General features: G+C 43.4%; 17 protein-coding genes. 10 read left to right on the plus strand and 7 right to left on the minus strand.

Annotated features, from left to right (window positions below):
• The first annotated feature begins 431 nt into the window (after nucleotides 1-431).
• On the plus strand, nucleotides 432-914 hold the full coding sequence (locus FKN08_RS19080) for a DUF1097 domain-containing protein (RefSeq protein WP_005395520.1): 483 nt from the start codon (nucleotides 432-434) through the stop codon (nucleotides 912-914).
• Nucleotides 915-1,065: 151 nt separating this feature from the next.
• On the opposite strand, the gene FKN08_RS19085 is transcribed toward FKN08_RS19080, so the two are convergent.
• A complete protein-coding gene (locus FKN08_RS19085) occupies nucleotides 1,066-2,700 on the minus strand; it encodes an ATP-dependent endonuclease (protein ID WP_012842315.1) in 1,635 nt (544 codons plus the stop codon).
• A gap of 271 nt (nucleotides 2,701-2,971) precedes the next feature.
• Here FKN08_RS19085 and FKN08_RS19090 point away from each other — a divergent pair, with 271 nt between their 5' ends.
• The 3 genes from FKN08_RS19090 to FKN08_RS19100 all read left to right on the plus strand — a co-directional run bounded on the left by FKN08_RS19090 (nucleotide 2,972) and on the right by FKN08_RS19100 (nucleotide 6,830).
• Nucleotides 2,972-4,714: a bifunctional UDP-sugar hydrolase/5'-nucleotidase gene (locus tag FKN08_RS19090; RefSeq protein WP_170892708.1), complete on the plus strand. Its 1,743-nt coding sequence runs from the start codon at nucleotides 2,972-2,974 to the stop codon at nucleotides 4,712-4,714.
• A gap of 626 nt (nucleotides 4,715-5,340) precedes the next feature.
• Entirely contained in the window at nucleotides 5,341-6,360 is a 1,020-nt protein-coding gene (locus tag FKN08_RS19095; protein WP_170892709.1) for a TerC family protein, read from the plus strand.
• 278 nt (nucleotides 6,361-6,638) lie between these two features.
• On the plus strand, nucleotides 6,639-6,830 hold the full coding sequence (locus FKN08_RS19100) for a hypothetical protein (RefSeq protein WP_005376351.1): 192 nt from the start codon (nucleotides 6,639-6,641) through the stop codon (nucleotides 6,828-6,830).
• Between the two features lie 191 nt (nucleotides 6,831-7,021).
• Here FKN08_RS19100 and FKN08_RS19105 read toward each other — a convergent pair whose 3' ends face one another.
• The 4 genes from FKN08_RS19105 to FKN08_RS19120 all read right to left on the minus strand — a co-directional run bounded on the left by FKN08_RS19105 (nucleotide 7,022) and on the right by FKN08_RS19120 (nucleotide 11,886).
• Nucleotides 7,022-7,579 (minus strand): alkylphosphonate utilization protein, encoded by a 558-nt coding sequence (locus FKN08_RS19105; RefSeq protein WP_005395511.1) that lies wholly within the window; start codon nucleotides 7,577-7,579, stop codon nucleotides 7,022-7,024.
• 289 nt (nucleotides 7,580-7,868) lie between these two features.
• Nucleotides 7,869-8,078 (minus strand): YgdI/YgdR family lipoprotein, encoded by a 210-nt coding sequence (locus FKN08_RS19110; RefSeq protein WP_041853072.1) that lies wholly within the window; start codon nucleotides 8,076-8,078, stop codon nucleotides 7,869-7,871.
• A 134-nt stretch (nucleotides 8,079-8,212) separates the two neighbouring features.
• Nucleotides 8,213-10,621, minus strand: coding sequence for a VolA/Pla-1 family phospholipase (locus tag FKN08_RS19115; protein ID WP_170892710.1), 2,409 nt, complete (start codon nucleotides 10,619-10,621; stop codon nucleotides 8,213-8,215).
• A gap of 20 nt (nucleotides 10,622-10,641) precedes the next feature.
• The gene (locus FKN08_RS19120) at nucleotides 10,642-11,886 is read right to left on the minus strand and encodes an outer membrane protein transport protein (protein ID WP_012842310.1); all 1,245 of its coding nucleotides are present in this window, start codon (nucleotides 11,884-11,886) and stop codon (nucleotides 10,642-10,644) included.
• 423 nt (nucleotides 11,887-12,309) lie between these two features.
• Here FKN08_RS19120 and FKN08_RS19125 point away from each other — a divergent pair, with 423 nt between their 5' ends.
• Nucleotides 12,310-13,338 carry a site-2 protease family protein gene (locus tag FKN08_RS19125; protein WP_249373448.1) on the plus strand — a complete coding sequence of 343 codons (1,029 nt, stop codon included), beginning with the start codon at nucleotides 12,310-12,312 and terminating at the stop codon, nucleotides 13,336-13,338.
• Between the two features lie 74 nt (nucleotides 13,339-13,412).
• Here FKN08_RS19125 and FKN08_RS19130 read toward each other — a convergent pair whose 3' ends face one another.
• Entirely contained in the window at nucleotides 13,413-14,201 is a 789-nt protein-coding gene (locus tag FKN08_RS19130; RefSeq protein ID WP_012842308.1) for a M48 family metallopeptidase, read from the minus strand.
• A 203-nt stretch (nucleotides 14,202-14,404) separates the two neighbouring features.
• On the opposite strand from FKN08_RS19130, the gene FKN08_RS19135 reads away from it, so the two are divergent.
• The 5 genes from FKN08_RS19135 to cutA all read left to right on the plus strand — a co-directional run bounded on the left by FKN08_RS19135 (nucleotide 14,405) and on the right by cutA (nucleotide 17,450).
• Nucleotides 14,405-14,839: a hotdog fold thioesterase gene (locus tag FKN08_RS19135; protein ID WP_012842307.1), complete on the plus strand. Its 435-nt coding sequence runs from the start codon at nucleotides 14,405-14,407 to the stop codon at nucleotides 14,837-14,839.
• Nucleotides 14,840-14,845: 6 nt separating this feature from the next.
• Nucleotides 14,846-15,079, plus strand: coding sequence for a DUF3389 domain-containing protein (locus tag FKN08_RS19140; RefSeq protein ID WP_005395503.1), 234 nt, complete (start codon nucleotides 14,846-14,848; stop codon nucleotides 15,077-15,079).
• Between the two features lie 79 nt (nucleotides 15,080-15,158).
• Nucleotides 15,159-16,868, plus strand: a complete 1,710-nt coding sequence (locus tag FKN08_RS19145) for an SgrR family transcriptional regulator (protein WP_139061091.1) — start codon at nucleotides 15,159-15,161, stop codon at nucleotides 16,866-16,868.
• Nucleotides 16,852-17,103, plus strand: a complete 252-nt coding sequence (locus FKN08_RS19150; protein ID WP_053349877.1) for a hypothetical protein — start codon at nucleotides 16,852-16,854, stop codon at nucleotides 17,101-17,103. The genes FKN08_RS19145 and FKN08_RS19150 overlap by 17 nt, the downstream gene beginning before the upstream one ends.
• A gap of 14 nt (nucleotides 17,104-17,117) precedes the next feature.
• Nucleotides 17,118-17,450 (plus strand): divalent-cation tolerance protein CutA, encoded by a 333-nt coding sequence (gene cutA / locus FKN08_RS19155; protein WP_031780471.1) that lies wholly within the window; start codon nucleotides 17,118-17,120, stop codon nucleotides 17,448-17,450.
• Here the strand turns inward: cutA and FKN08_RS19160 are convergent.
• Complete coding sequence (locus FKN08_RS19160; RefSeq protein ID WP_005395495.1) at nucleotides 17,412-18,008, minus strand: DUF2238 domain-containing protein; 597 nt, start codon at nucleotides 18,006-18,008, stop codon at nucleotides 17,412-17,414. The two genes, cutA and FKN08_RS19160, sit on opposite strands and share 39 nt — an antisense overlap.
• Nucleotides 18,009-18,245 lie beyond the last annotated feature (237 nt).

Consider the following 18,245-nt stretch of genomic DNA (forward strand, 5'->3'; position numbering starts at 1 on the left):
ATACACGCAATAAACTCTAGAAGCACAGTAATGCCACTTGCTTAATTGGGAGTGGCATATTTCTATGTACAGTATACTGAACTTCGAAGAACAAGTGTGATTCAGGAGCTTTTATGCACTCACTTGGTGAACCATGATTCTGCACGCCGATATTAGCTTCCAGTCTCGTTAAAGCTTGCTGGAGTGACCTATTGGAACTGTCCTACACACATCCTTTTTTACCGAGTATTAGAAATACTCATTCCCTAAATCTGTTGATTTATCGGTTGCGTCAAACTTTTAGTGCAAGTCATGAAATTGTTATAACCTTATTGTGATCATTATCACCGATAAACAAGGCTGATGTATCTAACATGTGTCCTTGATTTCAATGTATGAAGGCAGTTATTGAGCCATATGGGTACGATAATAGCCAAGCAGGTACGACTACCATGACGACACTTTTAGCTATCTCTATCACTACTGGAATTTTATCTGGCGTATGGGGTTGGATCGCCATTTCTTTAGGTTTGCTTTCTTGGGCTGGTTTTTTAGGTTGCACGAGCTACTTTGCTGCGCCAACTAGCGGATTGAAAGGACTTGGTATCAGCTTAATCACTAATATGACGGGTGTATTCTGGGCAATGGTAATTATCCACGGTTCAACTTACGTTGGTTTGGAAATTATCGGTTATGTGATTACCGCTATTGTGGCATTTTTCATGTGTATTCAAGCGAAACAGGCTTGGCTCGCGTACATTCCAGGCACTTTTATTGGTTCCTGCGCAACATTTGCCGCTGATGGAAACTGGCAACTTGTCATTCCATCTTTGCTGCTAGGTGGTGTGTTTGGTTATCTAATGAAAGCGACTGGACTTTGGTTGCATACGAAATCAAGCACTACTTCTTCTACGCTTGCTGAGCAAGCACAGTAGTGAACCCCCGATCTTATTTGTATCCACTGTGTATTGAGTTTTATCCCTCTCAATACCTTTAATCAAAATTAATGATGTTTGATACAAGCACACCAATTTGGTGTGCTTTTTTTGTATTACAAGGCAAGGTGTGAGTGTGAAATACTCTAACTCATGTATTGCCGTTTGCCATGGTGACAACGCGCTTAAGTGTCCAACGCAGAAGTACAGGAATGCACTCCATACCTCTCTCTTCACAGTGAGATACAATGGCCAAAGCTAAGTCCGGTTTTGCATGCTTTTTCAAAACACGGTTTACGACTTTTTTAGCTGGGATAGGGTGATCATGAGGAACTTTGATGATGTCCTTAAAGAAAAGTTCAAACCCATGATTGTATAGAAAATGTTCGATGTCTCGATCAGGTAACTCTGTAAGTCTATGCCTTTCCTGATCATGATCGAGTTGCGCTCTCACGGCATGCGCGTACTTTTTACCTGCCGGGTCACCATCGGTAACAACATGCCAGTCGATACCGAACTCTTTTGCTACTTTGATCAGTGACTTCAGTCCTGACTGTGCAAATTCAACGATTTGAACTCCTTCCGCAGCTAAGTCATATCCGCATTGACGAGCCAGTTCATGAAATAACCAAACTTCAGTTTCGCCCTCTACGAGTAACCAACACCGTGCAAACAACGCCCCTGAGCGATGAAAACGAATGTGGAAACCAATTCGGCGTAACTCATCTCTACCAAACTTGGCAGAGTTTAAGCTCTTGGCAATGGTTCGGTCTGACAAGCGAATCAAACGCCGGATTGAATAAAGTGGAACCGAGCCAAGTAACGTACCGCTGTTGGTAGTTAAAATCTTTTGCATTGGCAACAACTGCAATAATGACCACGCTCTAGCGAGATGAGTTGGGTGTAGTCGGCCTTCTGGGTCCTCGATGATCAGTATCGGTCTTGCGCAGCGTCTTAAATCGGTAGGGCCTTTTGCTTGAAGGTAAGCATTGAGAAGCCCCATTAAAAGCAAACGGCTTTGTTTATCATTTGTTTCCTTAAGGAATTGACTTAATCCTTTATCAGAGGAAGGGCTTGTATAAAAAAGACCATCACGAGGTTTTCGTGGGTTACCTTTGCTGACACTGCGGAACGCAAAATAGTGTTCGACAAGTGTTTGCATTGAATCGAGACTACTGCGAATCTCACCCTTGTTTACGTGCCCAGGCATCGCCAATAGCCGTCGACAGGTGTTATTGATTCGTTTTTCAATCCGAGCATTTTTGCTGTCGCCGTTGACGTGGTTTAGATCTGGGAAGCGTCGGGAGTCTCGTAGGCGGATAACAGGGTGAAGAGTCATCAACTCTACCGCGAGTTTCTCAGAGTGGTGCAGTTTCTTCGGCTTACCGTTATGATCCAAAAATGCGTATTCAGTTTTAATATCATACTCGTCGCGAGACGCACTAATTCGATAGTAAATGACCTGCTCACCATCTTCGTTTGTGCACCATGCAGGTTTTATCCGTCGATAACGCCCAGCTTTTACTTCGTTCTTGTCTTGTGCTTTAAAGCAAACAATGATCTGCAAGTGTTGGGTTTGTGGATGAGAAATTGAGTAATCAACGTGAAAATCTTTTAGTTCGAATTGATATAATGAGCCATTAGCAGGTAGCGCGATAGAAAGGGCATCGAGCAATGATGATTTGCCCCACGTGTTCTCACCGATGAGCGTAGTGAGTTCGTCAAAAGAGAGTGAAAGGCGTTTGATGCCTCTAAATCCGGAGATTTCGATGCGTTCTAGTCTCATCTCAATCCTCCTTGCAATTATTTGAATTATAGAGAGTTATTTTGCTACTCCTAAGCATATATTAATTCGAAATATTGGAGTTAAGCTCAGTTCACAAAATTACGAGAGCCCCTTACTGAATAGAGACCGCAACAAGCGACGCTTGCTTTCAAAAGTAGTGTAGATAGCATCGTGATCACTTAAACATGAAATCAAAAAATCACAGTTTCATAAAATTCATGATTCTGTCATGATTCACTTCTTATTATTATAAGGAATGAAAAGAGAGAAGATGAAGATGAATAACAATCATAAGCCAGTGAGAATCAAACTGGCACACATCAATGACACACATTCCTACTTTGAGCCAACGTCATTACAGTTAAAGCTTAAGATCAACAAAGAACTCACGTTAGAGCCATACGTGAGTGCTGGCGGGTTCTCTCGCATCGCAACCCAAGTAGAGCAGCTACGAGACGACGCTCAGCGTCAAGGGCATGGGATGTTATTTCTCCATGCTGGAGACTGTTTCCAAGGCACACTTTATTTCTCATTATTTAAAGGTAAAGCCAACGCCGATTTGTTGAATGCGTTAAAGATTGATGCGATGGCGTTAGGCAACCATGAATTGGATATGGGTAATGAACCTGTTGCCTTATTCTGTCAACGCACTCAGTTTCCATTGCTTGCTGGTAACTGGGATCTATCAAATGAATCGCTTCAAAAGCCTCACCGAGTCAGCGATAGCAGCAATGTGTATAGCTATCAAACGGAGACACAAAGCGCACAATACATCGTCAAAGAGTTTCATGGTGAGCAGGTTGCGATTTTCGGATTATCCATTGATAAAATGAGCGATATCGCGAACCCAGATGCAGATACGCCATTTAAGTCTGCAATTGAAACCGCTAAGGCGACCGTAAAACAAATTCACTACTCTGGTATTAAAAATATCATTCTTCTGAGCCACTTAGGTTATGAAGGCGATTTAGAGTTGGCTGAACAAGTTGAGGGGATTGGTATTATTGTTGGTGGACATAGCCACCGACTGCAAGGCGATTTCTCATCAATAGGTTTAGGGCAAGATGACCCTTATGGTGTCAAAGTAAAAGATACCTACGTTGTGCAAGCGGGCTTTCATGCTTTGACTATGGGGCACTGCGTCATTGAATTTGATGAAAACGGCAAAGCAACCATGCTGAGTGGTCAAAATGAACTGTTACTTGGCCGACGTATTTTTTGGGACTCGACACTAAATCAACAGCTTGACCAAGGCGTATTCGAAACCGCGTGTGACTTTATCCATGGTCAACCTAATGTGGTGGTCTGTAAGAAACACCCAGAGACTCAAGCGATCCTAAGTGATAAATACATCCCTCGGGTAAGACAGTTACAGTCACAAGTCATTGCTAGTATTGACACCAAAAAGCGTCATGTGCGAATCCCAGATGAGTTTGGTGAGAGCGAGCTGGCTTCTTCTGTTGCTCGTTCATTTTTGTACAGCCTAAATAAACGCGGGCATGAGGTTCAATTTGCGATTCATAATGCGGGTGGCGTGCGAACATCATTGAATCCTGGCAACATCACAGTGGCAGATATTGCCGGACGATTGTTGCCTTTTGCCGTTCCGATCGGCTTTTACGACGTAAAAGGCAGTGCTATTCGCCGAGCACTTGAAGGCGCCATAAACAATGCACTCAACAATGATGTGGAAGGTACTGGCTCTGGCAGTTATCCATACACTTACAATTTAAACTTTGAGTACCGAGCGGATGCCCCTAAAGGTGAAAGAATTCAGTCATTAGCAATTTTTGATGGTCAACAATGGGTCGACGTTCAAGACGACACCTGGTATCGAGGCACTTCCTCCGCTTATACCATGAAAGGGAAAGAAGGTTACGATGCGCTACTGGAGATGAAAGGCGAGGGGCGTGTAACCAACTTATCCATGGCAGACTGTTTTATTGAACTTCTGACCGATGAGCCAAACTGCTTGAATCAAAGTCACAAACTTTATACACAGCAACACAGATAGTAGATATTGGTATCGATTTTGCTGTCCTTCAATTGCTACATGCGATGATGAGGGTGGCAGTATGTGGAATAAAGATTGGACAGATACGGCAGTGGTGGTTGCTTGGGTCGCAATTTGGTCAACGTTAGTTTACTTTGTACCTTTGAGCGGTTTTTGAATTGCTAATAACACGGAAGTTAGGAAAGGAGCAGTTATGCTCCTTTTTTGTGTCTATGTTCTCAGAGACATCGCTCTGACTCTTAAATGTATCACCTTGAGTCACTTGCTGATCTTTACATCTAATAACAAAAGTTCACGTGGTTGAACCAATTCCTTTGTTTTTATATTTCTTTCTGATTTTTAATAAGAATTTTATTTCGATTAGACAAAGTTTTTTTGTTGGAAAGCGTTACATTCGGCGTTATCATTGCGGCGTTTGGGGAGTAGTTAGCGCAAGTTTACTTATCGTCATCTCGTTAAGCATCAGCTTATCCGGTAAGTAAAGGTGTTGCGTGATTCATCCACGCCGACACTTCAACGAGACCAACGCATTCATTGACTGGCAGCACATGATTACTATGTGACTGCTTGTTGTTATTGTCTGCGGAAGGTCACCAAACTCATGTCCTTCCGCCATGGGAGGAAGCATGTCTCTTATCGAAAGTACCACCCAATTGAGCCAATCGGCACCACTTCAAGAGTCATTAGCGATGTATGGCGCTTTTGGCCTTTTTACGCTTGTTCTTGTTGCGCTTGATATCTATCAAACGCGTGGTGACGTTATAACGATGAAAAAAGCCATCCTCTGGAGTGTTTTTTGGTTCTTACTTGCCTTTGCTTTTGCAGGTTCTATCTATTTATTCTGGGACTTTTACGCACCGCACAGCACTTATACGAACGATAAAGCAACGGTTTCATTCTTAACAGGCTACTTACTAGAGAAGTCGCTAAGCGTGGATAACTTGTTTGTGTTTGCCATCATCTTTGCACAATACAGTGTGCCGGAGCATTTGCGTCCGCGAGCGCTGCTTTGGGGCGTGATTGGTGCGTTAGTTCTACGGGCTATCATGATTGCGGTTGGTGCTCAGTTACTTGCGCAGTACCACTGGGTGTTGTACCTCTTTGCCGCATTCCTTATTTGGACAGGTATTAAGCTTGCTCGCGACAAAGGTGAAGCAGAAGAAGTTAACCCATACCCTGAGCAGTTTATTCGCAAAATATTGCCAGTTACGGATGATTACCAAGGAAATCACTTAATCTTAAAGCAAGCTGGTAAGTGGGTGGCAACACCAATGCTGATCGTAGTCGGTGTAATTGCAGTTATGGACGTAATGTTTGCACTGGATTCTATACCAGCCATATTCGCGGTAACACGAGAGCCATTTTTAGTCTTAGCCGCGAACGTGTTTGCACTGTTGGGGTTGCGATCTTTGTACTTTGTTCTGCAAGCGATGTTAGACAAGTTTGTGTACTTAAAACCAGCATTATCGGTGATCATGATGTTTATCGGTGTAAAGATGTTATTGGTGGGAACAGAGTATGAGATTCCGACAACGTGGTCACTCACATTCTTAATCGTTGTGATGACATCAGCGGTTTTGGCATCGCTCCTCAAAAATAAGTCGAACAGTCGCTCTAGCGTTAAAATTACTAATCAAAAAATATAAGTAAAGCGCTAAAAATAAAAGAAACAACGAAACTTAATGTTAAAAATATGTTGTAACTTGAGGTGGGCTTATGCAGGTAACGTTAAGTTATTCAACATAATTAAACAGTTTCTGACTATTTATGCTGTTATTATTCATTTGTATTTTTGATGTTTGTAATGGGCTTGTTTTATTAGATAATCTAATTCGAATAGGTAAAATTTGTCATTTCTTAAACAATAAGAAACTGACTAATATACAACCAACAAAACAGACTACTGCTTTAAAGAGAGGCAATCATGGCACAAGCAATGCAAATGACAAATGTAGCTTTACCAACCTCTATGGATAAGAAAACCTACGCGGTTAACTTCAAAGGACTGATTGCTCACTTACTAGACATTCTATTCGTAGATAATACTGCACCACGCAGTTACTATGCGGAAGATTTGTCAGCTCACATTCAAAAAGATATCGGTATGTACCGTTAATCTTGAAATAATGAATGAAAATACCGGCCTATAAGCCGGTATTTTTTTAGCTGCTCAAACGTGAATAACGGAGCTAGAACTCTATACAGAGTCAATACCGGAGTAGAGGATCTTATTCCAAATTGGTGTTCATTAGAAATGAAAACGGGGCACTAATAGTGCCCCGTTTTGACTTGTAGAGTAATACGATATTACTTCTTACGGCAGTATTCTGCGATCACGTACATTGACTGACCGCCATTTGCCTTGCCCGAAACCAGTTTCGGATCATCTCCAAGGCTAATACCACGGATCACTGTGCCTTGTTTGATTACTTGGTTAGTGCCTTTAACTGGTAGGTCTTTGATTACCGTTACATCGTCACCTTTCTTAAGTTCAGTGCCGTTGCAATCCAACGTTTTGTCATCATCAGACATACCCTTCATCGCCCAGTTCATTTGCTCTTCTTCCATGTACATCATGTCAAGAGCATCTTGAGCCCAGCTTTCAGAGTTTAGGCGAGTGAGTTGGCGCCATGCTGTCACTTGTACTGCAGGAACCTGGCTCCACATGCTTTCGTTTAGACAACGCCAGTGGTTAATGTCTTTTGGCTCATCGATCTCACCCAGACACTTATCACAAACCATGATAGCAGTATCAACGGTTACGTTACCGTGAGGTGGGACAGCGTATGCTGTTAGTTGAGATTCAGAAGAACACAGTTCACATTTTGACTCGCAGCGCGCAAGCAGAGTAGCTTCAATAGACATAAGGACTCACCTTAGTAATGTTATTTTGTGGCGGTATTATCCACTTTATCCTGAGAAATAAAAGGGTGTTAGCGAATTAAAGCCGAGATTTTACAATATTCCAACCTGATTAGGGTGAAGATGTAAAATATTCGCTAAACAAATAATACCTGTATATAAGAAAACGCATTGATTGTTTTGGGTGATGAATTGGTTGCTTCATTTCTTGAGGAAGTTAGAGGTTAGTTGGGAGTATTGACTGCGCTCAGAAGTATGGGGAGAGCCCTCTAAATACATAGAGGGCATATTGCTAGCGTTCAATAATCTGCACAATTTGATCTTTTGAAATGCTCATTTCTTTCCCATCCATGTCTTCATACTCGTACATACCCGTTTCTTCGTTAAGGTCTGGCTTACCGTAAGAAGTAATGATTTTCCCTTCATTTGTCGACATAAGATATTGGCTACTTCCGCATGCTGCAAGAAGTAAAGCTGTGGCCATTATAGTGAATATGCGCATAGAGTTTTCCTTTCAAACAAGTAAGTTAGGTACGGCATCGATTTAACTATAGCAAAGGATATACGGGACGGTTTTTATGATAGAGAACGAAAGAGCCCAGTCAAAACTGGGCTTTGGTAAGAGAGGTGATACGATTACTTCAGAACGGAAGTATTAGTAACACCCGTTAAAGTGTCATCCATTAAGAAGTCTGTGTTTTCCATTTGCATCTCAACGTGATGGTCAATATCAGACAGAGTGCCATTTGGCGAAGCAAAAGTACTGTGCGATGCAGCAGCATTAAACTGTACAAAGCTCGCAGTTGCATTCACAGTAGTGTCCGTACTGTTCACAGTCTTCAACCCTAGCTTATTAGCAAGCGGTTCAGTACCCGCGAATGGTGCATTTGGAACGCTGTTTGGCACTGTGCTATCACCCTCAACCTCGGTCATCAAGAATGGTGTAGTTAGTGAACCAGAAGCGACCAAATCTGAGGCGTTTGTGAACGGATCGACTGTATCTAGCGTTGTTTGTGCTGCATAGATAAATTGTGAGAAACCAGCTTCTAAAGCTGCGACTTGAGCTTCCGTTGCCGCAGCCTCAAATGCTTCGTAACATGTTTTATCTTCTAGATCCGCACATGATGCATCAGCGTAATTCGCATAGTCTTTAGATGCTGCATAAGCGAGGTTATGTTTGATCTGAGGGCCGTAATTGTCTGAACCTAGTAACAAATTACCAATTTGTCCACCAGAGTTCTGTACTGATGCAGAGCTAAAGGTGTACAGCGCATCCGCAGTAGGGCTGCCCAATGTATTGTTTGCTGCTGCGACGGCAGATGTAGCCACAATACCGCCAAGTGAATGACCTAGCATTTTGACTTTTGAACCCGTCATTGGGTTGAAGCCTTGCAGAGGACCTCCAGCTAAAAGACCGCCTTGCGCCGATACTACCAAGCTAGCGCGCAAACCTAACACATCCAGAACACTTTGACGTAGATTGTCACGCGCAACGGCTAAGTTGGAAAGATTTAGATAAGCCAGTACATTCGCATTTGCGGAACGTTGTTCATCTAAGCTGCGCGTGCCGTGAATAGGTAAGTCAATAGCAATAACAGCCACACCTGCTTTTACCATATTGAACGCGAACGCGTACGCATTCTCTTTCGCTGAAGTGATGCCGTGTTGATAAATCACAACGTCGGTCGCGACACCAGATTTAGGTGTGAAGACAAGTACTTCGACATCCTCTACCGATTTAACGACTGGAACTGGGGAGTAGCGAGTCACAGTACGTTCACTGTCGAGTTGGGTACCATCGCTTAATGTGAGTTTAGCACCCACCAGTTTTAGCTGCTCTGTAGGATCGGTTGCAAGCTTTGTCACGTCAACAGGGTTATTTGCGAAAACGCCGGTTGATAGCTGCTGGACCATGTTCGCTTGCTCGTTCGGATCCGCCAGTGCTGCACTTAGCTTCGCTAGGCTTGGCATCGCAGATACCATTGGCTGCATGTTCCAGTTTGCCCCTTTTTCTAGATAATGAGGCAGTCTGACCACACCTTGAGTCACATTTACATCGGAACCTGACTTCGCATAAAGGCCTTTAATTGCCGTTTTTGCCGCGTCTAGGTCACTAACGTACTTACTAAAGTTATCGTCAGCGTCTAGCGCAGTGCTAAAGTCTTGGGTTGCACCAAGTGTCATTGTGTAGGCTGTTGATAAATCTACTGAACCTTCGTTCGCATCGTTTTTGTAAACGGCGTTTAGTGTATTTGCACCCGTTGAGAAACCGGTTGCCGTTACACCTTTAACCGCCGCCAAAGTGTCACCTACAGACTGAGTGCTGAACCATGAGGAGTAAACGATGTCGTCAGGGTTTACTTTGGCGATACCAAAAATGCCTTCTACCGCTTGTGTCACCGCTTGAATAGAAGCAAGAGCACCAGTTTCATAAACGATTTCTTTCGATTTACCTGTCGCGTAACTGGCTGATGTACCGATTGGCTCACCATTCACGTCAGTAACATCTTGTGTTACTGCAAAAATGTACTCGCTTGACTCATCAAGCGCATCCATGAACTGGATATATAGAGAGTTGCCTTTTGCTTGAACAACGTAGTCTTGGTTCTGAACGAGAACGTCTTCGATTGGATTAGACTTACCATCCCACTCGGTTAAACGTTGATTAATCTTGATGACTTTAATACCAGACGGCAGCATACCCGTTGCAAAACCATCGCCTTTAAAGTTCAGAACGATTGGCATAGACGTTGACCATCCATCCATCGTATTCATCGAGGCTCTAGGGTTGGTTAAGGCATCATCACCGTCAGTTGGCAGACCAAGCGTGCCATCTGTTGTGTCCATTAATAAGTAAGAGGGCGCAGGTACATCCGCATTCGCCCCTTGAAGCGTAAAGCTGATAGATGTTCCACGGTCGAGCAGTGCTTGGACTTCATCTTCAAATTGAACTTTGTCGGAAGTACCAGAGCTTGATGTATTGTCACCACAACCAGCAAGAAGGATTGCAGAACAAAGCATTGATAATTTAAACGTGTGTTTCATTGGTTTACTCCGTAATCCCATTATTTGAAGGTGTAGTTCATCTGTACCGCGCTGATGTAAGCAGTACCTTCAGAGTCGAACTTGATCTCTTCATCCTGAGCATTTGTCTCGGTGAAAGAGCCTGATTTACTCTTAACAAGTGCAAAGCCTGCATCGAAAGTTAAATTCTCATTCATTGCGTAAGTTAGGCCCGCGCTGTACCAAAAACGGTCACTGTCAGGGATGCTCAATGTGGCTTCACCTGCTTGTTCGTCGTATGCAAAGCCTGCACGGAATGTCCAATCCGCATTGAGGGTGTAAGTTGCACCAATAGAATAACGGTTGTTGTCTTCGTATTTCTCTGGTTTGTAGAAACATTGACCAGCAGTTCCATCATTACATTGAGGACTCGTCGCTTTCAGTTCTTTAAATGTGCTCCAATCGGTCTGTTGCCAGCCGTAATGTACTGCCCATTGTTCATTCAGTTGATGGAAAGCCGATAATTCGATAATTGAAGGGAGAGAGATTTTTAAACGGCCATCCACTTTTGGTGATGGAGCTCGGCCTGAGTCGTAACTACTAAACTCACCGTCGTCAAAATCTAGATCAACTTTAGAACGGTAACCAAAGCCAAAACGGTTGTTTTCATTTAGCTCGTACAAAGCGCCAATATTCCAACCCCAAGCAAAAGTTTCGCCTTCCATGCCGACAAGGTTATCGGACTTATTACCACCTAAAATACGGGCGAGTGCGCCTTTGTGACGAGTCAGCTCCGCTTCCGCGTACACTAGGTTGATACCGCCACCGACACTGAAAGACTCGTTAATACGGTAAGCGACATTAGGATTAATGTTTACTGAAAGTAGGGAAGTGTCACCCGCCATGTCACCCGCAGAAATATCATCTGGATAATCAGTAGCAACACCGTATGTTGTGAACATACCGATACCCCAAGCCCAGTTATCGTTGATAGGGCTGATGTAATAACCCGCTGGCACGACTTGTAAAGGGGCAACATCTTTTGCATGTTCTTTGTTAACCGTGTCATACACATCGACTTCAGGATCGATGATAGATAACGCGCCCGAGAATTGAGCTTCTTTGAAAAGCGTCATCGCTGCTGGGTTTCGTGCAAGAACGCTGGCATTGTCTGCGACCGCTCCTTCACCTGAAAATGCTCGACCAAGACCAGATGCTGAATGCTCAGCTACCTGGAAGCCCGCTGAATGGGCATTACACGCAAACAATATCGAAATTGTAAGCAGAGAGCAGTGCTTCTTGTTCATCCTTGACCCTCCTAGGGTGTCATAGTGTTGGACCGAAGTCCTTGTAATTGTTGTGTGATACTTACACCAGTTGTTAATACGTGAAATACAACTGTGATGTAAATACAATGTTAATCGTATGTTTAATAACTTGTCAAAGTTTGAGCGTATTTTGCGTTTTAAATATGATGCATAGGTCAAACGTTGATTCGTAAGGGCATGTATTATCGTCATATTTTTTAAGAGAATGGTACGACCAGAATTGTTTTACGGGCTTTATGGTTAAATGGCATTCAAACCAAGAGATAGCGGGCTTTGCCGTTTCTGTACTTAGCAGGCATAATTCGCGCCTCGCTTTGTTGTTATTCAATAGACGCAATAGGAATCGTGTTGGAATTACTGAATGTTGAATTTTTAGGTCGTTCGTTAAGGCTCGAAGGATCGATGGCTGGTTGGCAGCAGTTATATTGGGATAACACCTTGGTGTCCCAAATAGATGCCAGTGATAATGTTGCAGACACTTGTCTTCATCAGTTTAGACTCTCTGCAGGGGAGGAAGTCCTGGTATGCCATTTGGAGTGTTCATTAACATGGCAACCGTTTGAATTGAGTTACAAGGTCACAATTAACGATGAGCTTATTAGCGAAGGTTGCCGAAATGAAAAAGACATCGAACGCCAAGTACCAGAAGTTGAGCCGCCAACGGAAAAGCGTTTAAGTGTGATAGGGCTAGTATCGCTTGGAATGAAAGCACTCAAGAGTGCGAAAGTAATCAAAGTGGCGCTAGCATCTGCAAGTCTTGCTGCATATTCTTGGCTATTTTCTATCGAGTTCGCGTTAGCTTTGATCGCCTGTTTAGTTTTCCATGAGTATGGCCATATTAGAGCGATGAAGTACTTTGGAATGAAGACCAAGGGCATCTATTTGATTCCATTTCTTGGCGGTTTAGCGCTGAGTGATGAAAAGATCAACACACGCTGGCAAGATGTGGTTATCTCGATTATGGGACCATTTTTTGGTTTAGTTCTTAGCATCGCGTTTACTTTGCTTTATTGGATGACTGGAGAGGTGCTCTTCGCTGGCCTAGCAGTGTTTAACGCGTTACTAAACCTGTTTAATCTGTTGCCTATTCTGCCACTAGATGGTGGTCATGTACTCAAAAGCATTACCTTCTCAATGAACACTTGGGTTGGATTAGTCGGCAGTATAGCTGCTGCCTTGTTGGGTATTTTTATCAGCTATTCTTTCGGGCTGGCGTTGCTAGGGTTTTTATTGTTAATGGGGATGCTAGAAGTGGTCATGGAATGGAGAGGTCGACATCATAGTCATTTATTGCCGTTAACCCGTTACGGACAACTCTTCTCATTTGCTTGGTACTTGGTTTCTGTCGGTGGTTTTGTCGCTATCATTTGGTATTTTGCTACCCTTGGAGATGGCCTGTTGAGCTTGCCACTACAGATACTGGGTACTTAAACTATTCCTTATACCCATTAAAAAAAGCTCCCTAGGGAGCTTTTTTGCGAATAATAGCCGCTTTTAGCAGAAGTTTAGCCACATTTTGGCGCTTTCGCATTATACGCAGGCAACTTATTTATGGTTGCTTGTAAATCTTTAATACGCGTACTGTGCGATGGGTGAGTTGAGAAGAATTCAGGTGGTTGAGAACCACCGGATGCAGCACTCATATTTTTCCATAAATCGACACTTTGACGTGGGTCGAAGCCTGCTTTTGCCATAAACTCAAGCCCGACGATATCAGCCTCGGATTCCTGTGTACGACCGTATGGTAAAATAACACCGTATTGGACACCGACACCAAGTGCCGCCATCGTCATTTGCTGATACTGTTTGTACTCGGAAGCTCCTATAGCAACGTTTGCCAGAGACAATCCCGCATTTGCTAACTGGCTTTGTGAAAGGCGTTCATTACTGTGGTCAGCAAGGACGTGAGCCACTTCGTGACCAATGACTGTTGCCAACTGATCTTGGTTTTTCGCGACACCTAAAAGCCCGGTGTAAACGCCGATCTTCCCACCAGGTAGAGCAAACGCATTGACTTGTTCACTATCAAAAACAACCACCTCCCAATCTTTAAATCCAGCTTGTGCAGGGATGGTGTCAGTGATGTGTTTGGCAACGCATTGTACGTAGGCATTCGTTTTGCGATCTTTGCTGATTGGGATATCTTTCTTCATTTGTTCGAAAGATTTGGCGCCAAGCGATGACATTTCTTGATCTGAAAACATCAGGATCTGGTTACGGCCAGTCGGTGATGCGCTACATGCCGTTAAGCCCGCGATAGTTAAAAGAGCAGAGGCTTTCATCCATACCTTCATAATAGGCTCCATCTAAATTATTTTTGTTTTGAAGCAATAGTATATACCCAAATAGCAACATGATGCATGGATCAAATTATTCATCAACTGGCAAAGAGGCCAAGATGTTACACCTTGAAGTTAGACCTAAGTAAAGTCTATGCTAGCTCTCTAATAAATCGTTACAATCCGACAAACAAATTTGTGAAATTAAGAGTAAAACAATGAGTATATGGAAAAAGCCCGTTAGCATAGAGATTCTGAATGCTACATCAAAAAATACCCTGATCGAGCACCTACAAATTGAATACACAGATTTCACGGATGACTCCCTTACAGCAACCATGCCTGTATGTAGTTTTACTCATCAACCTTTAGGAATGCTTCATGGTGGCGCTTCTGTTGTGCTCGCAGAAACATTAGGCTCTTTAGCTGCGAATTTCTCTGTCGATGAGGGGAGTTACTGTGTCGGTTTGGATATCAACGCGAACCATGTACGTGCAATGCGAAGTGGTCATGTGATTGGTACGGCAAAACCCGTACACCTTGGCGTTTCAACACAAGTATGGCAAATCGACATAACTGATGAACGAGGCCGATTAGTGTGTACCAGTCGCTTAACTATCGCAGTGAAGCAACATAAAACGAAGTCGGTATAAAGCAAGATGGTGATTGAGTTTTCATTAGGAAAAATCATTGCTACCCAGCGTGAAATCGTGATTAAGCTCTCCGGCAGTGCAATGGTGACCTTACAAGCGCAAACCGATTCTATCCAGTTACTGGGTAGAGGAGCGAACGTTGTTTTATCTCATGGTGCAGAGTGTAAATGGTCTATCAAGCTGGATAATGAGGAACAACTGGCCGATCTTGCACGAGAAATTGGCATCGATATTCAATAATTTACTGCGTGACGTTTGCACTTTTTGATAAAAATGAGGAAACTTAGCTTATCAACAATAAGATAAGAATTTCCTCTTTATGAGTAGCCCTCGTTTACGTGTTCAGTTCGAAACACTGTTTGAAAAATTCGCCGGTCACGATACGGACGTTCAGCTAGAAGACATTACCGAAGCGCTGTTTTGTACACGTCGCAATGCTCGTATTGTTCTCAATAAATTAGAAGAGGAGGGCTGGATTGAATGGCATCCAGCGGCGGGTCGAGGAAAACTCTCAAAACTCGTTTTCAAACGTAATCGTAGCGACGTCAGTGAAAACCTCGCCAGACGTTATCTTGACGAAGGGAAAATTGGCCAGGCTCTAGATGCGCTTGATAACGACGCGGCTCGATTAACGCAGGTTATTCAGGGTTATTTAGGGCTTCAGCATCGACAGGGCGAGCAGGTGGTACGTTTGCCTTATTATCGACCATTGGCGATGTTAAACCCACAGAAACCGATGCGGCGTTCTGAACAGCACATCGCCAGACAAATTTTTAGCGGGCTAACTCGCCTTGATGAAAATGAACAACTTCAGCCAGATTTAGCCCACACATGGGAAGCCATTTCTGATACACACTGGCGTTTTTATCTTCGTCGTGGGGTGCGTTTTCATAATGGTGAACCGTTAACAACCAGTTGTGTTCTTGAGAGTGTGCTTGCGTTAAATAGCTTGAACTTGTTTTCTCACATAAAGCGGGTGTCTTCACCACAAGAGTGGACCGTTGATATTGAGCTCGTCCGTCCTGATCGCTACCTGCCTTTGGCGCTGAGTGAGTCGCAAGCAAAAATTTTGCTACCAAGCGCTTTGCGTTCAGAAAACTTCGATAGACAACCAATAGGGACTGGGCCGTTCCAAGTTAAAATGAATGATGATAAGCGTCTCATTTTGACTGCTTTTGATGGCTACTTTGGCTTTCGTCCCTTGCTGGACCAAGTTGAGGTGTGGGTAATTGATGAAGCGTACTCTTCAATGGTCTATCCAAGCTTGTCTAAGCCAAAGATGGATAAACAAGGTTCATCCGATGAAGTCGAGCTGGACCCTGGCTGTACATTTCTATTACTAAACAAAAACACCGGGATTGCAAAAGACCCACGCTGGGCAGAATTTCTATCACAAACTCTCAACAGTCACCAGATTTACGCGCATGTTCCTCAAGATAAAGTGATGGAATTGGGTGTATTGCAAGCCTTTGGCCTTAAGCCAGGTTGGATTGATCTTAGGCCAGCAGAGGCGGGCAGCGTGCCGCAGGCTGATAAGGTGATTTCCGTAGCGTATCAGAAAAAGCATCCGATGTTTCCAGTAGTTGCCAAGGCCATCAAGACACTCTTAAAACCGCACGGTATAGAGGTCGAGTTTATTCGTTATGATTCTCAACCGCCCGCACCGGAGGAAGTGGATATTTGGGTGAAAGCCATGGGTATTGCAACGAATCGAAATGACGCGTTGGCTGGCTGGCTTCTGGATTACAGTGATATTGAGAAATTCAGTTCTGGTTACGATTTTAGCGAATGGGCTAAGCTCGTTGATCAGTGGCGTGCTGGTGTTTATCCAGACTTCCCTGCACGTGAGTTAGGACGTCAGTTGGTAAAAAGTTGTCAGGTGATTCCGATGTTTCACTGCTGGTTGGGTGTCAATAAAGACCACAGCGGTGCCTTACAAAATGCAAAGTGTAATGCCTTAGGTTGGTTTGACTTTAATAACGTATGGGTAAAACCTGATATAGAAAATAATCATGGCGAAACCGAATAAGAAACAGCCGACGAAAACCGTCGATATCTATTGCTCAAAGTGTAAAACTCAACTATTCAAGTACCGTAAAGGCGGAAAAGGCGCACTGGTCAAATGCTTCAAAGAGCGCATTGTTGACGATTTCACACAAACCCCATGCATCTGTCCCAGTTGCGGGCAAGAGTTTGCAAGAGATACCCTAGTGAGAGGAACGCCCGCTTACAAAATGATTGGCGGCAAAGTGACAATGAAATAATGAAGGGCTAGAAAATGAGTATAAAACATGACTACTGCATGGTGTTAAGCACAACCAGCAACGAAAAAAATCGAGATCAGATCATTAAAGGTTTGCTAGATGCCCAATTAGCCGCGTGTATTCAAACGATGCCTATTGAAAGTCACTATGTGTGGAAAGGGGAGATTTGTACTGACAACGAATGGTTGCTGGTGATCAAAACTCGCCGAGAGCTCTATGAATTGGTGGAAGAGAAAATAGAAAACCTGCACGAATATGAAGTAGCACAGATCGTACAGGTTCCAATTGTTGATGGGTTTAACCCTTATTTAGAGTGGCTGAGAGAATCGACGCTGAGCCGACATTAAAAACAGCGACAACGCTGCACCAACGGTGTCGCACAACATATCTTTCTGGGCGTCCCATATGTCACCTTGCGAGCCCAGAAAGGCGATTCCTTCATCGCCGCCAGCCAATTCTGCATACCACCATTCGATAATCTCATAGCCTGCTGCAAGCGACATGATCGCAAACAAAGCAAACCAGCAAGAGAACGTTTTGTTGAACTTGTTCTTGTGTATCAAGTATTCAGCTATCGGATACGCATAAAGACCAATCGAAAAGTGCGCAACGCGATCAAAGTTGTTTCTATCTGAACCAATCATGTCGTTAAACCAGTCAAATGGTACTTCGGAAAACGTATATTTCGCTCCGATAGTGTGCAAACAGAGCCAGATGAACATTAAAAAGTAAGCCGTATTACTGAATTGATAGCGAATCGAGATTGCCCAAATAGCAACAAGAATACCAATTGCTGGGATAATCTCCGCAAACCAAACGGCACGTGAGTTAGGTTCTAACGCAGAAAATAAAAACACGATGGCATAAAAAATCGTCAATCCTAAGAGTGTCGAGGTGCTTTTCATAGAGTTACTTGATCCTTCAATTTATCTTACAGTGGGACTCCATAGACTTGGTTAATGATTACACTTAATTGAACGGTGTGCAATTGTTATTTTGATGGTGTTTTTGATCACTGAAAATGTTGATTTATTGCCAAACTGCTCAACATTAAAACGTTTGCGCGTGCACTTTTCATTAAAGTTTGATTTACAACATGCCCATCCATAGAATCCGTGATTCAGTCTAATAAAAAAGAAGTA

The sequence above is a fragment of the Vibrio sp. 1-2 (7-a) genome, assembly GCF_013048515.1.
In the GTDB taxonomy this organism is placed as follows: domain Bacteria; phylum Pseudomonadota; class Gammaproteobacteria; order Enterobacterales; family Vibrionaceae; genus Vibrio; species Vibrio diabolicus.